Below are 13,554 nucleotides of genomic sequence, written 5' to 3'. Positions count from 1 at the left end.
CGACTCGAAGACCATGCGCCTCGAGGACCACGCAGTACGGCGCATCGCCCCCGGGGGCCGATGCGCCATGCGTGGATCCCGGAAGACTCAGCCGGTGCGGCGGGCGCCGCTCTCCTCGCCGTCGTCGTCGTCGCCGTACTTGTCCGCGTACGCCGAATAGTCCGGCTCCACGGGCTCGAAGGACTCGGGACGTCGGGCGGCAGCGCGACTCTCCTGATCCGTGAGCTCTCGCTGCAGTGCCGAGTAATCGGTGGCCGGGCTGAAGTACTTCATGTCCCGGGCCTGCTTGGTAGCTTTTGCCTTTTGACGGCCGCGCCCCATGGCGTGACCCCCTTTGTGCGTCGATCCGGAGGTGGTCACTGGGGCACGAGGCCCAAGGCTGCAGCGAGGCCCCGGAGTATTTGGTCGAATTGTCGTAAGTCTAGGTTACATGCTTTCACCATCGCCCGAATGCGGCGCGGACGCTCCCGGTACGCGGCGCCACGCTGCCGCCCGGCACATCCCCACCACCGGGATCCCACCCCTTGCGGGCACCCGCCCGGATGAACTTGGATGGAGTCCCCGGCAGGTCGGAGCAACCCGCCCATGCGCCACCGGGAAGCCGAGGAGACAGGGGCCACCATGAGCACCGACGGGCAGATCCCAGACGATCGGAGGGCGGCGCCGGAGAACGACTCCGCGACGGCGACCGGTGAGCCGGACGTCCTCGGACCCGGTGACCGCCTCCCGGCCGACGACGCCCTTTCCGCCGAAAGGCTCGACCCCGAACTGTCGGTGGCTCCCGACACCATCGATCTGTCCGAACCCGATCTCGCACCCGCGGAGATCAGCCCCGAGGTGGCCGACGCCGCCTCGCTCGAGGCGGCTGCGGCCGAGGCCCGCGCCGTTGCCGCCGAGGCGGAGGAGGCGAGTTCGCTCGTGGGAGGTCCCATGCCACGGAACGCGCCGGTGGCCCGCGCATCCCACGACGGGACGGCGCCGGCCGGGGCCGTGGTGGAGGACAGGCCGGTGGAGGACAGGCCGGTGGTGGATGGCACACCGGTGGTGGACAGGCCGGTGGAGGACAGGCCGGGGCGCGTGGCGGGCAGCACCGCGACAGCCCGGTCCGGTACCTCCCCGGCGTCCGGCGGGGGCGCGGACGGGAGCACGAACCAGGGGGACGACGACGCGGCGACCGGGCGGCCGATCGACGCCGGCACACGATCTGATGCCCGCACCCGAGCTGCAGCCCGCCCGGACGAGGAAGCGCGGGCTCCGGGGGAGGACTCCCGGACCAGGAGCAGTGCACTCCCGCTGCTGCTGGTCATCGGGGCGGTGGTGGTGCTCGTCGGCCTGCTGATCTGGCTCGTCGCATCCCTCATCAGTGGTCTGGGCTCCGCCGACGCGGCCTCCCGGGACCACCCGGCCCCGGTGTCGATCCTCGCCCACGCATGACACGAGGGGGAACCGGACCGGTCCCCCTCCTGCCGTACCGTCCTACATCCGGTCGGCCGCCCGCACGGAGAGCCCGCCCTCGTCCATCGCCTCCTGGTCGGGCTCCGGCCGGTCGACCAGCACGGTGTCGCCCTCGACGATGTCCCCGGCGAGGATCCCGCGTGCCAGCCGGTCGCCGATCTCCCGCTGCACGAGCCTGCGGAGCGGCCTGGCACCGTACGCCGGATCGAAGCCCGTGAGGGCCAGCCATTCGCTCGCGGCGGCATTGACATCGAGTTCCAGCCGGCGGTCCCGCAGCCGCTCCGCCAGCAGCCCCACCTGCAGATCCACGATCCGGGAGAGCTCCTCGAGATCCAGCGGATCGAAGATCACGACGTCGTCGAGCCGGTTGAGGAACTCGGGCCGGAAGTTCGCGTTCACGGCGGACATCACGGCGGCGCGCTTCGCGGTCTCGTCGAGCGAGGGGTCCACGAGGAACTGCGAGCCCAGATTCGAGGTCAGCACGAGAATGACATTGCGGAAGTCGACGGTCCGGCCCTGGCCGTCGGTGAGGCGGCCGTCGTCGAGCACCTGCAGGAGCAGGTCGAAGACCTCCGGGTGTGCCTTCTCCACCTCGTCGAGCAGCACCACACTGTACGGCCGGCGGCGCACCGCCTCGGTGAGCTGTCCGCCCTCCTCGTAGCCCACGTACCCGGGAGGGGCACCGACGAGGCGCGCCACGGAGTGCTTCTCGGAGTACTCGGACATGTCGATCCGCACCATGGCGCGCTCGTCGTCGAACAGGAAGTCCGCGAGCGCCTTGGCGAGCTCGGTCTTGCCCACGCCCGTCGGGCCGAGGAACAGGAAGGAGCCGGTGGGTCGGTCGGGGTCGGAGACACCGGCCCTGGCGCGGCGGACGGCGTCGGACACGGCGGTGACGGCTCTATGCTGGCCGATCAGCCGCGCACCGATCCGCTCCTCCATGTGGAGGAGTTTCTGGCTCTCGCCCTGCAGCATGCGCCCGGCGGGGATGCCGGTCCAGGCGGAGATGACCTCCGCGATGTCGTGTGCGGTGACCTCCTCCGCCACCATCAGCTCGTGGGTGTCGGCGGTCTCCTCCTCGGCCGCCTGGGCCTCGCGGAGTTCGCGCTCGAGGCCGGGGATCTGCCCGTAGAGGATGCGCGACGCCGTCTCGAGATCACCCTCGCGCTGGGCGCGGTCGGCCTGGGACCGGAGCTCGTCGAGCGAGGCCTTCAGCTCGCCCACGCGGTTCAGCCCGGCCTTCTCGGCCTCCCACCGGGCGTTCAGGCCGTCCAGGTCCTCCTGGCGGTCCGCCATCTCGGCGCGCAGTGCCTCCAGCCGTTCCAGGGAGGCCTCGTCCTTCTCGCGGGACAGCGCCATCTCCTCCATCCGCATCCGCTCCAGCGACCGGCGCAGCTCGTCGATCTCGACCGGGGCGGAGTCGATCTCCATCCGCAGGCGCGACGCGGCCTCGTCCACGAGGTCGATCGCCTTGTCGGGCAGCTGCCGGCCCGGGATGTACCGCTGGGAGAGGGTGGCAGCCGCCACCAGGGCCGAGTCCGCGATGGAGACCTTGTGGTGCGCCTCGTAGCGCTGCTTCAGGCCCCGGAGGATGCCGATGGTGTCCGGCACGGAGGGCTCGCCGACGTAGACCTGCTGGAACCTGCGCTCCAGGGCCGGGTCCTTCTCGACGTTCTCGCGGTACTCGTCCAGCGTCGTCGCCCCGATGAGGCGGAGCTCGCCGCGCGCGAGCATGGGCTTGAGCATGTTCCCTGCGTCCATGGAGCCTTCGGAGGCACCGGCTCCCACCACGGTGTGGAGCTCGTCGATGAAGGTGACCACCTCGCCGTCCGAGGCGCGGATCTCCTCGAGCACGGCCTTCAGCCGCTCCTCGAACTCGCCCCGGTACTTGGCGCCGGCGATCATGGCTCCGAGGTCGAGGCTGATGAGCCTCTTGCCACGGAGCGACTCGGGCACGTCACCGGCCACCATGCGCTGGGCGAGACCCTCGACGACGGCGGTCTTGCCCACTCCGGGTTCACCGATGAGCACGGGGTTGTTCTTGGTGCGGCGGCTGAGCACCTGGACCACGCGGCGGATCTCGTTGTCGCGCCCGATCACGGGATCGAGCCTGCCGCTGCGGGCCACCTCCGTGAGATCGGTGCCGAACTTCTCCAGCGCCTGGAAGGTGTTCTCCGGATCGGGCGAGTTCACCGGCCGGTCGCCGCGGATCCCGGGCAGGGCCGCGGCGAGGGCGTCGCGCGTGAGGCCGACGCTGCGCAGGATCCCGCCCGCCGCGCCCTCGTCCGCCGCGAGCGCCAGCAGCAGGTGCTCGGTGGAGACGAACTGGTCCCCGAGGGTCTCCGCCTCCTGCCTGGCCGTGGTCACCACCTGCAGGGCCTGGCGGGAGAACTGGGGCTGCGCGACCGAGGAGCCCGACGACGCCGGCAGGGCCTTGATGGCCGAGCTGGCCCGCGTGCTGACCACGTCGGGGTCCGCACCGGCCGCCCTCAGCAGTGCGACGGCGATCCCCTCCCGCTGGTCCATCAGCGCCTTGAGGAAGTGCGGCGTGTCGATCTGCGCGTTGCCCGCCGTCGAGGCGTTCATCGCTGCGGCTGAAAGCACCTCGCGGCTCTTGGTGGTGAAATTCGTGTCCATGCGTCGTTCCTTCCTCAATACTGTGTGTCGTCCGACCAGTACCTTGAGTCTACCCGACTCAACTCTGGACCGGGACTTCGCGACCGCCTGTTCCAAGGAGATCGATGGAGATCCGCATCACGATGTGAACCCCTCCCGCCGGTCCGCGCCCGGTCCGCGCCCGGTCCGCGCCCGGTCCGCGCCCGTGCCCACCCGTGTTCGCTGAAGGCCCCGGCGTACAATGAAGTGCTCGCAGCATCCAGAACCCCGTGCTTCCCGGGCCCGCCGTCACGACCACGCGCCTCCGGATCTGCCTACCCACGATGCCCGCGCCCCGACCGGCGGCGTGACCCCGGTTCCGGGGTTCCCCGACCCGGTGCCCTGCTCCGGCCTCCTCGCCGGACGGCCCACGATCGCACCGGTCCGACCAGCACGATCACCATCGCCCGGGTGGTGACCAACGAGAGGAACGACATGAGTCAGAGCACCGACGCTCCGCCCACGGCCGATGCGGGAGGTGCCGCCGAGGAGACCGGCAGCACCGCCGCACCGCAGACCCGGGTCAACTGGACCGTCTTCATCGGCTCGGCCGTCGGCATCCTGGCCATCGCCATCTGGGCCATCGTCGACACCGCCGGCGCGGAAGCGCTCATCGGGGCCCTGGTCACCTGGGTCTCCACGAACATGGGGTGGTACTACTTCCTCGTGGTCACCCTCGTCGTGATCTTCGTGCTGGTGATCGCGCTGACGCGGGTGGGCTCGACCAAACTGGGCCCCGACCACTCCAGACCCCAGTTCAATCTCTTCACCTGGGCGTCCATGCTCTTCGCCGCCGGCATCGGGATCGACCTGATGTTCTTCAGTGTCTCCGAACCCGTCACGCAGTACCTCGCACCACCCCAGGGCGACGGCGCCACCGCGGAGGCCGCCCGGCAGGCGCTCGTCCTCACCCTGTTCCACTACGGCATCACCGGATGGGCGCTCTACGCGCTCATGGGGCTCGCGCTGGGCTACTTCGCGTACCGGCACAATCTCCCCCTGAGCATCCGCAGCGCCCTCTACCCCATCTTCGGCAAGAAGATCGACGGCCCGCTCGGCCACGGTGTGGACATCGCGGCCCTGCTCGGCACCATCTTCGGCATCGCCACCTCCCTCGGGATCGGCGTCGTCCAGCTCAACTACGGGCTGAAGCTGATGTTCGGGCTGCCGGAGAACCAGGCCGTGCAGATCGGCCTGATCGTCGTGGCCGTCGTCATGGCCACCGCGTCCACGCTCTCCGGCGTCGAGAAGGGCATCCGGCGGCTGGCGGAGCTGAATGTCGTCCTCGCCCTGGGGCTCATGCTCTTCATCCTCGTGAACGGCCGAACCTCCTTCATGCTCGACGGCATCATCCAGAACACCGGAGACGTGCTCAGCCGCTTCCCCGGCATGACGCTGGACACCTTCGCCTACGACCGTCCCGGGGACTGGCTGCAGGGCTGGACGCTCTTCTTCTGGGCCTGGTGGATCGCCTGGGCGCCCTTCGTCGGCCTGTTCCTCGCGCGGATCTCCCGCGGCCGCACCATCCGCCAGTTCATCCTCGGCACGCTCATGGTGCCGTTCGCCTTCATCCTGCTGTTCATCTCCATCTTCGGCAACAGCGCCCTGGACATCGTCATGAACGGCAATGCCGCCTTCGGGGAGGTCGCGATGGCCCAGCCGGAACGGGCGTTCTACGGCCTGCTCGAGCAGTATCCGGCCGCGCCCCTGATCATCGGCGTCGCCACCTTCACGGGCCTGCTGTTCTACGTGACGTCCGCGGACTCCGGAGCGCTCGTCATGGCCAACTTCACGAGCCACCTGAAGGACGCCGGTTCCGACGGCGCCAAGTGGCTGCGCGTCTTCTGGGCGGCCGTCACGGGCCTGCTGACCCTCGCCATGCTGACCGTGGGCGGCGTCACCACGCTGCAGAACGCCACGATCATCATGGGCCTGCCGCTGTCCATCCTGCTGCTGTTCATTATGCTGGGGCTCTACCGGGCCCTGCGGATCGAGAACTCCCTAACCGACAGCTACCGCGCGAGCCTGCCGGGCATCATCTCGGGACGCAGCGCGGAGGGCACGGCGAGCCGCAACTGGAAGCAGCGGCTCACCCGGGCCATGAGCTACCCCGGACCGCGGCAGGCGAACCGCTTCGTGGACGAGGTGGCGCTGCCCGCCCTGCAGGAGGTGCACGACGAACTGCAGGCCCAGGGTGCCGAGGTGAACCTCGCCACGGGAGTGGTGGAGAGCTGCGGCATCCGGCACGTGGACCTCCACGTGGGACTCGGCGGCGAGCGCTCCTTCAAGTACCAGATCTACCCGGTCCAGTACGAGACGCCGTCCTACGCTCCCGGGAACGCCGCCCTGGACCCGAAGTACTACCGCATGGAGGTCTTCTCCCTCGAGGGCAGCCACAGCTACGACCTCGCCGGGTACAGCAAGGAGCAGGTGATCACCGACGTCCTCGACCACTACGAGACCCACCTCGAATTCCTGCACCTGAACCGGGCCGAGCCCGGCAACACGGCGCTGATCGACGATCAGACCACCAAGGACAACTGGGAATCCGACTTCCCCCTCCAGGAGGAGACAAAGTGACCACGAAGAATCCACCGGCCACGCTGTTCATCGACGGCGCCTGGGTACCGGCGTCGGACGGCGGGACCCGCACCATCAGCTGTCCCGCCGACGGCTCGTTCGTCGCCGAGGTGTCCGAGGGCACCCGCGAGGACGCGGAGCGGGCCATCGCCGCCGCACGGCGCGCCTTCGACGGTGGCGCGTGGGCGTCCGTCCCGGCACCCCAGCGCGGGGACTTCCTGCTCAGGGTGGCCGCCGAGCTGCGCGCCCGGAAGGACGAGTTCGCCCGCGCCGAGACGATGGACACCGGCAAGCGGCTCGTCGAGAGCGAGATCGACATGGACGACATCGCCGACTGCTTCGAGTACTTCGGGAAGCTCGCCGGCCAGAACGCCGGGCGGATCGTCGACGCCGACAATCCCGGCGTCGTGAGTCGTATCTCGTACGAGCCCGTGGGGGTCTGCGGGCTCATCTCCCCCTGGAACTACCCGCTGCTGCAGGCGGCGTGGAAGATCGCACCGGCCCTCGGCGCCGGGTGCTCGTTCGTCCTCAAGCCCAGTGAGCTCACGCCGTCCACCGCCATCCTCATGATGGATGTGCTCGAACGCCTCGGACTCCCCCAGGGCGTGGCGAACCTGGTCCTCGGTCCGGGCCCGGTGGTGGGTGCTCCGCTCTCGGAGAGCCCCGACGTGGACATGGTCTCCTTCACCGGCGGCCTCGAGACCGGGCGCACCATCGCGGCCTCGGCGGCCGGGACGGTGAAGAAGGTTGCGCTGGAACTCGGCGGGAAGAACCCGAACATCATCTTCGCCGACGCGGACTTCGACGCCGCCCTGGACAACGCCCTCAACGGCGCCTTCGTGCATTCCGGCCAGGTGTGCTCCGCCGGAGCCCGGCTCCTCGTCGAGGAACCCATCGCGGAACGTTTCACCGACGAGCTCGTCCGGCGTGCCGGGCAGATCCGGCTCGGCGGCCCCTTCGACCCCGAGAGCGAGACCGGTCCGCTGATCTCCGCCGCGCATCGCGAGAAGGTCACCGCCTACGTCCGGAAGGGCGTCGAGGAAGGCGCGCGTGTGCGCTGCGGCGGGTCCTGGGGCGAGGGCGACCTCGAGCAGGGCTTCTACTACACCCCGACCGTCCTGGACCGCGTGACGCGTGGGTCCTCCGTGCTCGTCGACGAGGCGTTCGGCCCCGTGGTCACGGTCGAGACGTTCAACGGCGAGGACGAGGCGGTGGAACTGGGCAACGACACCCACTACGGCCTGGCCGGAGCCGTCTGGAGCCAGGACGCCGGGAAGGGCCAGCGCGTCGCGGCCCGCCTGCGCCACGGCACCATCTGGATCAACGACTTCCACCCCTACCTGCCGCAGGCCGAGTGGGGCGGCTACGGGCAGTCCGGCGTGGGCCGCGAACTCGGCCCCACGGGCTTCTCCGAGTACCAGGAGGCCAAGCACATCTACCACAACATCGAACCCGCCGTCACCGGCTGGTTCGACGCGCGGATCGAGGAGGAATCAGCATGAGCACGCCCGAGGAGCAGATCGAGAAGACGACCTTCGACTACATCGTGGTGGGCGGCGGCTCCGCCGGCGCCGCGGTGGCCGCGCGCCTGAGCGAGGACGCCGACGTCGAGGTGGCACTCGTCGAGGCCGGCCCGGACGACCGCGGCAAGGAGGTGATCCTCCGCCTGGACCGGTGGATGGAGCTCCTCGAGTCGGGGTACGACTGGGACTACCCGATCGAGGCCCAGGAGAGCGGGAACTCCTTCATGCGCCATGCGCGCGCGAAGGTCATGGGTGGCTGCTCGAGCCACAACTCCTGCATCGCGTTCTGGGCGCCCCGGGAGGACATCGACGAGTGGGAGCAGCGCTTCGGTGCCACCGGCTGGAACGCGGAGATGGCCTACGAGCTGTACCGGCGGCTGGAGAGCAACGAGGACGCCGGCCCCGACGCACCGCACCACGGCGACAGCGGGCCCGTCCACCTCATGAACATCCCGCCGCACGATCCCTCCGGGCAGGCCCTGCTCGACGCCTGCGAGCAGGCGGGCATCCCCCGCACGGCGTTCAACACCGGCGAGACGGTGATCAACGGCGCGGGCCTGTTCCAGATCAACCGCCAGGCGGACGGCACCCGGGCGTCGTCCTCGGTCTCCTACATCCACCCGATCGCGGACCGGCCCAACTTCACGCTCCTCACGGATCTGCGGGCACGCGCGCTGCGCATCGACGGGGACAATACCTGCACCGGCGTCGACGTGGTGGACGGGGCGTTCGGACGCACCCGGGCGCTGACCGCACGCCACGAGGTGATCGTGTCCACCGGCGCCATCGACACCCCGAAGCTGCTCATGCTCTCCGGGATCGGCCCGGCCGAGCACCTCCGCCAGAACGGTGTGGCCGTGCGCGTCGACTCCCCCGGCGTGGGCGAGCACCTGCAGGACCACCCGGAGGGCGTCATCCAGTGGGAGGCGAAGCAGCCCATGACGGAGACCTCCACCCAGTGGTGGGAGATCGGTATCTTCACCACCACGGAGGACGGCCTGGACCGGCCCGATCTGATGTTCCACTACGGCTCGGTGCCCTTCGACATGCACACCCTCCGCCAGGGCTACCCGACCACCGAGAACGGCTTCTGCCTCACCCCGAACGTCACGCATGCCCGCTCGCGCGGCACGGTCCGGCTGCGCAGCAGCGACTTCCGGGACAAGCCGCTCGTGGATCCGCGCTACTTCACGGATCCGCACGACATGCGCGTGATGATCGCCGGCATCAGGACGGCGCGCGAGATCGTGGCCCAGCCCGCCATGGCCGCCTGGGCGGGTGAGGAGCTGTACCCGGGCGCCGAGGTGCAGACCGACGAGCAGATCCGGGACTACATCACGAAGACCCACAACACGGTGTACCACCCGGCCGGCTCGGTCCGGATGGGCGCGGCGGACGATGCGATGTCACCGCTGGACCCCGAGCTGCGGGTCAAGGGCATCACCAATCTGCGCGTCGCGGATGCCTCCGTGATGCCCACGCTGACCACGGTGAACCCGAACATCACGGTCATGATGATCGGCGAGCGGTGCGCCGATCTCGTCAAGCAGGCGCGAGCGGTCTCGACGCAGGACCGGCCCGTGGGCGCGACCGCGTCCTGAGCAGCGCCGGGCACTCCCCCGTCACCACACCGCGTGCCGTGGCGGGGGATCGCGAGCCGCCTCGGACATAATGAGCCGCATGGGGAAACTCCACCGTGCCACCACCGGCCTGACCGTCGCTGCCCTCGCCCTCAGCCTGGCTGCCTGCACCGATGATCGACCGACCGCGGAGGACGCCGCCGGGACGCTCGCCGCGGGACTCGCGCAGCTCGACGTCGGGCGGTCCGCCTTCTCCTCCGTGGAGGCGTCGGAGGTCACCGCCGAGCTCGCGGCGATCACGGCCGGTTTCACGCCCGGTGCACCGCGGGTGACGGTCGGCGGGGTCGAGGAGACCGGCGAGGACACGGCGACGGCCACCCTGGACTACGTCTGGGATCTCGATGCCTCGGACAGGGACTGGACCTACAGCACGACGGCGGAGCTCAGCCGCGTGGACGACGTCTGGCAGACCGCGTGGAAGCCCGGCGTCTTCGTGGAGGGTCTGCTGCCCGACGAGAAGCTCGCCCTGACGAGCATCCAGGCCGACCGCGGCGACATCACGGGCGCGGACGGCGAGGTGATCGTCACGGAACGGCCCGTGCTCCGCGTGGGCATCGACAAGACGCAGGTCCCCGGGCCGAAGCGGGCGGCCTCCGCACGCGTACTGGCCGAGCTGCTCGAGATCGACCCCGAGGCATACGCGGACCAGGTGGCCGCCGCGGGGGAAGAGGCCTTCGTCGTCGCCCTCGTGGTGCGCGACGACGCCGACCGGACCGTGACCGACGCGCAGATCGGCGCCATCGAGGGCGCTCTCGCCCAGCCCGGCACGCTCGAACTCGGGCCCACGCGCACCTTCGCCCGGGAACTGCTCGGCAGCGTCGGCGAGGCCACCGAGGAACTCGTGGAGCGCTCCGACGGCGCCCTCGAGGCGGGCGACATCACCGGCCTGAGCGGGCTGCAGCTCCAGCACGACGCGCAGCTCGCCGGCACCCCGGGGCTGGAGGTCGACGCCGTCGCCGCCGGGACGGGGGCGAGCACGCAGCGCCTCTTCAGCAGCGACCCCGTGGACGGCATCGATCTGGCCACGACCCTCGACCCGCGCCTGCAGTCCCTGGGCGAGCAGGTCCTGGCGGACGAACCCTCCGCATCCGCCGTCGTGGCCCTCCGACCCAGCACCGGGGAGATCCTCGCGGCCGCCAACGGCCCGGGCAGCGACGGCCTGCAGACCGCGCTCCTCGGCCAGTACCCGCCCGGCTCCACCTTCAAGATCGCCACGACCCTCGCGCTCCTGCGGAACGGCTTCACGCCCGGGACCCCCACGAAGTGCACCGAGGAGGTGACCGTGGACGGCCGGACGTTCAACAACGCCGGCACCTACCCCGAGCAGTTCGTCGGCACCATCCCGCTGCTGGAGACCTTCGCGCAGTCCTGCAACACGGGGTTCATCGCCGCACGGGACGAGGTGACCCAGGCCGACCTCGCCACCGCCGCGGCGGATCTCGGGATCGGCGTCCCGGCGAGCATCGGCACACCCGCCTTCTTCGGCGCCGTCCCCTCCGAGGCCGAGGGGACCGCGCACGCCGCCACCATGATCGGCCAGGGCGAGGTCCTCGTGTCCCCCCTGTCCCTGGCCACCCTGGCAGCCTCGGTCGGGGCCGGGTCCCGCGTCACGCCCACGCTCCTCGCATCCACCGGGTCCGCCGGGTCCGACGCGCCCGACGCGCCCGAGGCCGGCAGTACGGCCGGTGCTTCCACGAGTCCTGCGACGACGTCGCCCGACCCCGCACCCTCCACGGAGGCGATGCCGAGCTCGTTCACCCGCGCCGAGTCCGGGACGCTGCAGACGCTCATGGGTGCCGTCGTCGAGCAGGGCGGAGCGCAGCTCCTGCAGGACGTCCCCGGTGAACCCGTCCTGGCCAAGACCGGCACGGCGGAGTTCGGCAGCGAGAAGCCGCCGCGCACCCACGCATGGGTCGTGGCACTGCAGGGGGATCTCGCCGTCGCCGTGTTCGTCGAGGAGGGCGAGCTGGGGTCCACCTCGGGCGGACCGCTCATGCAGGCCTTCCTGACGGGAGCAGCATCCTGACCGGCGCCGTGCCGCGGCGGGTTCTCCACATCGAGGATGCAGGAGGTCGGAGCACAGCTCATCGTCCAGTAGCTTGACCATTCTCCGGCCCCGCCGGCCGGAGCACACGAAGACCGTTGAAAGGCTCGCAGTGGATCTCACGTTCATCCCGCTCATCATCGGCGCGGCAGTGTTGCTCGTCGTCGTCATCGTCGCCGTCGTCCTGGCCCGCATGGCCCTGCACATCGCCAGCCCCGACCAGGCCCTGATCATCTCGTCCCGGGACAGCAAGGGCCAGCCGGATCCGGACAGCCAGCGCGTGGTCTTCGGCCGCATCTTCATCAACCCGTTCGCCCAGCGCGCCTACCCGCTCTCCCTCGCCTCCCGGCAGGTGTCCCTGCGGATCGAGGGCATCTCCAAGAACGGCATCAAGCTCCACCTCACGGGTGTGGCGCAGGTCAAGGTGGGCGGGGACGCCGACTCGGTCCGGAAGGCGGCCCAGCGCTTCCTCAACCAGCAGGACGCCATCGACCACTACACGCAGGAGACCCTCTCCGGTTCGCTGCGCTCCATCGTGGGCACGCTCACCGTCGAGTCGATCATCCGCGACCGCGCCACCTTCGCCAAGAGCGTGAAGGAGGAGGCCGAGCACTCCATGCACAACCAGGGCCTGGAGATCGACACCTTCCAGATCCAGTCGGTGGACGACGACTCCGGGTACCTGAAGAACCTCGGGCGGCCCGAGGCCGCCCTCGCCGAACGGAACGCGAAGATCGCCGAGGCCCGCTCCATGCAGGAGTCCGAGCAGGCCCGTGCGCTCTCCGACGAGCAGGTGGCGCTCGCCCAGCAGCAGCTGATCATCAAGCGTGCGGAGCTCAAGGAGGAGGCCGATGCCCGCCAGGCCCGCGCCGATGCCTCGGGGCCCCTGGCCCAGGCGGAGCAGCAGGAGCAGGTGATCATCCGCGAGCAGCAGGTGGCCCAGCGACGCGCGGAACTGCGGGAACGCGAGCTCGACACCGAGGTGCGCAAGCCGGCCGACGCCGAGAAGTACCGCCTCATCCAGCAGGCCGACGCCAAGCTCGAGGAGCGACGCCGGGGGTCGGAGGCCACGGAGATCGAGGCCACCGTGGATCTCGCCCGCCGCAAACTGATGGCCGAGGGCGATCGCGTGGCAGCAGAGGCCGACGCCGCGGCGAACACCGCGCGGGGCACCGCCGAGGCCTCCATCAACGAGGCCAAGGGCCGCGCCGATGCCGCCGTCATCGCCTCCCGCGGTAACGCCGAGGCCGAATCCGCCGAAGCGCGGGGCAAGGCCGAGGCCGCGGGTATCGCCGCGCAGGCGGAGGCCTACGAGAAGTTCAACCAGGCCGCCATCCTCTCGAAGGTCCTCGAGGTACTCCCGGCGATGGCCCGCGAGATCGCGGCGCCCATGTCGGCGATCGACACCATGACGGTGGTCTCCACCGACGGCGCGAGCCAGTTGAGCAGGAACGTCACGAACGGCGTCCAGCAGACCTCCCAGCTGGTCAAGGACACCACGGGGCTCGACATCATCGCCCTGCTGGGGGATCTCCTGAGGAACGCGGCCGAGCCCGGTCCGCAGAAGACGGACGATCCCGCCTAGGGCGTGTCTCCTAACCTTTTGGTGGGATGAACGAGATGATTGTGGAATGTCGCGTACTCGTAGTCTTTCGGA

Annotated in this window: 8 protein-coding genes; 6 read left to right on the top strand and 2 right to left on the bottom strand. The window is 70.2% G+C overall.

Translation table 11 applies throughout. From position 1 onward, the window contains the following. Window positions 1–87: 87 nt before the first annotated feature. Window positions 88–321 (bottom strand): DUF3073 domain-containing protein, encoded by a 234-nt coding sequence (locus tag Q0747_RS12895; protein WP_298255279.1) that lies wholly within the window; start codon window positions 319–321, stop codon window positions 88–90. Window positions 322–585: 264 nt separating this feature from the next. Between Q0747_RS12895 and Q0747_RS12890 the strand changes: the two genes are divergently transcribed. After that, window positions 586–1,434, top strand: a complete 849-nt coding sequence (locus tag Q0747_RS12890) for a hypothetical protein (RefSeq protein ID WP_298255277.1) — start codon at window positions 586–588, stop codon at window positions 1,432–1,434. 42 nt (window positions 1,435–1,476) lie between these two features. Here the strand turns inward: Q0747_RS12890 and clpB are convergent, their stop codons facing one another. Then, entirely contained in the window at window positions 1,477–4,092 is a 2,616-nt protein-coding gene (clpB, locus tag Q0747_RS12885) for an ATP-dependent chaperone ClpB (protein WP_298255275.1), read from the bottom strand. Window positions 4,093–4,545: 453 nt separating this feature from the next. Here clpB and betT point away from each other — a divergent pair, with 453 nt between their 5' ends. From betT to Q0747_RS12860, 5 genes are all read left to right on the top strand, one after another. Further along, window positions 4,546–6,690, top strand: coding sequence for a choline BCCT transporter BetT (gene betT / locus Q0747_RS12880; protein ID WP_298255273.1), 2,145 nt, complete (start codon window positions 4,546–4,548; stop codon window positions 6,688–6,690). Next, window positions 6,687–8,192, top strand: coding sequence for an aldehyde dehydrogenase family protein (locus Q0747_RS12875; RefSeq protein ID WP_298255271.1), 1,506 nt, complete (start codon window positions 6,687–6,689; stop codon window positions 8,190–8,192). Before betT ends, Q0747_RS12875 begins: the two co-directional genes overlap by 4 nt. Next, window positions 8,189–9,814, top strand: a complete 1,626-nt coding sequence (locus Q0747_RS12870) for a GMC family oxidoreductase (RefSeq protein WP_298255270.1) — start codon at window positions 8,189–8,191, stop codon at window positions 9,812–9,814. The genes Q0747_RS12875 and Q0747_RS12870 overlap by 4 nt, the downstream gene beginning before the upstream one ends. 79 nt (window positions 9,815–9,893) lie before the next feature. Then, a complete protein-coding gene (locus tag Q0747_RS12865; protein ID WP_298255268.1) occupies window positions 9,894–11,879 on the top strand; it encodes a penicillin-binding transpeptidase domain-containing protein in 1,986 nt (661 codons plus the stop codon). 130 nt (window positions 11,880–12,009) lie between these two features. Beyond that, window positions 12,010–13,482 (top strand): flotillin family protein, encoded by a 1,473-nt coding sequence (locus tag Q0747_RS12860; RefSeq protein WP_298255266.1) that lies wholly within the window; start codon window positions 12,010–12,012, stop codon window positions 13,480–13,482. The last annotated feature ends 72 nt before the right edge of the window (window positions 13,483–13,554 follow it).

It is taken from the genome of uncultured Arthrobacter sp., from assembly GCF_947493765.1.
Lineage (GTDB): Bacteria > Actinomycetota > Actinomycetes > Actinomycetales > Micrococcaceae > Arthrobacter_D.
The sequence above is the reverse complement of the archived record's forward strand: the minus strand, read 5'-3'. Positions and strand labels throughout refer to the sequence as shown.

What these genes read in the sequence shown, in the direction of transcription:
- betT (WP_298255273.1), top strand. Translation starts at nt 4,546, where the DNA reads ATGAGTCAGAGCACCGACGCTCCGCCCACGGCCGATGCGGGAGGTGCC.
- Q0747_RS12865 (WP_298255268.1), top strand. Translation starts at nt 9,894, where the DNA reads ATGGGGAAACTCCACCGTGCCACCACCGGCCTGACCGTCGCTGCCCTC.
- Q0747_RS12890 (WP_298255277.1), top strand. Translation starts at nt 586, where the DNA reads ATGCGCCACCGGGAAGCCGAGGAGACAGGGGCCACCATGAGCACCGAC.
- clpB (WP_298255275.1), bottom strand. Translation starts at nt 4,092, where the DNA reads ATGGACACGAATTTCACCACCAAGAGCCGCGAGGTGCTTTCAGCCGCA.
- Q0747_RS12895 (WP_298255279.1), bottom strand. Translation starts at nt 321, where the DNA reads ATGGGGCGCGGCCGTCAAAAGGCAAAAGCTACCAAGCAGGCCCGGGAC.
- Q0747_RS12870 (WP_298255270.1), top strand. Translation starts at nt 8,189, where the DNA reads ATGAGCACGCCCGAGGAGCAGATCGAGAAGACGACCTTCGACTACATC.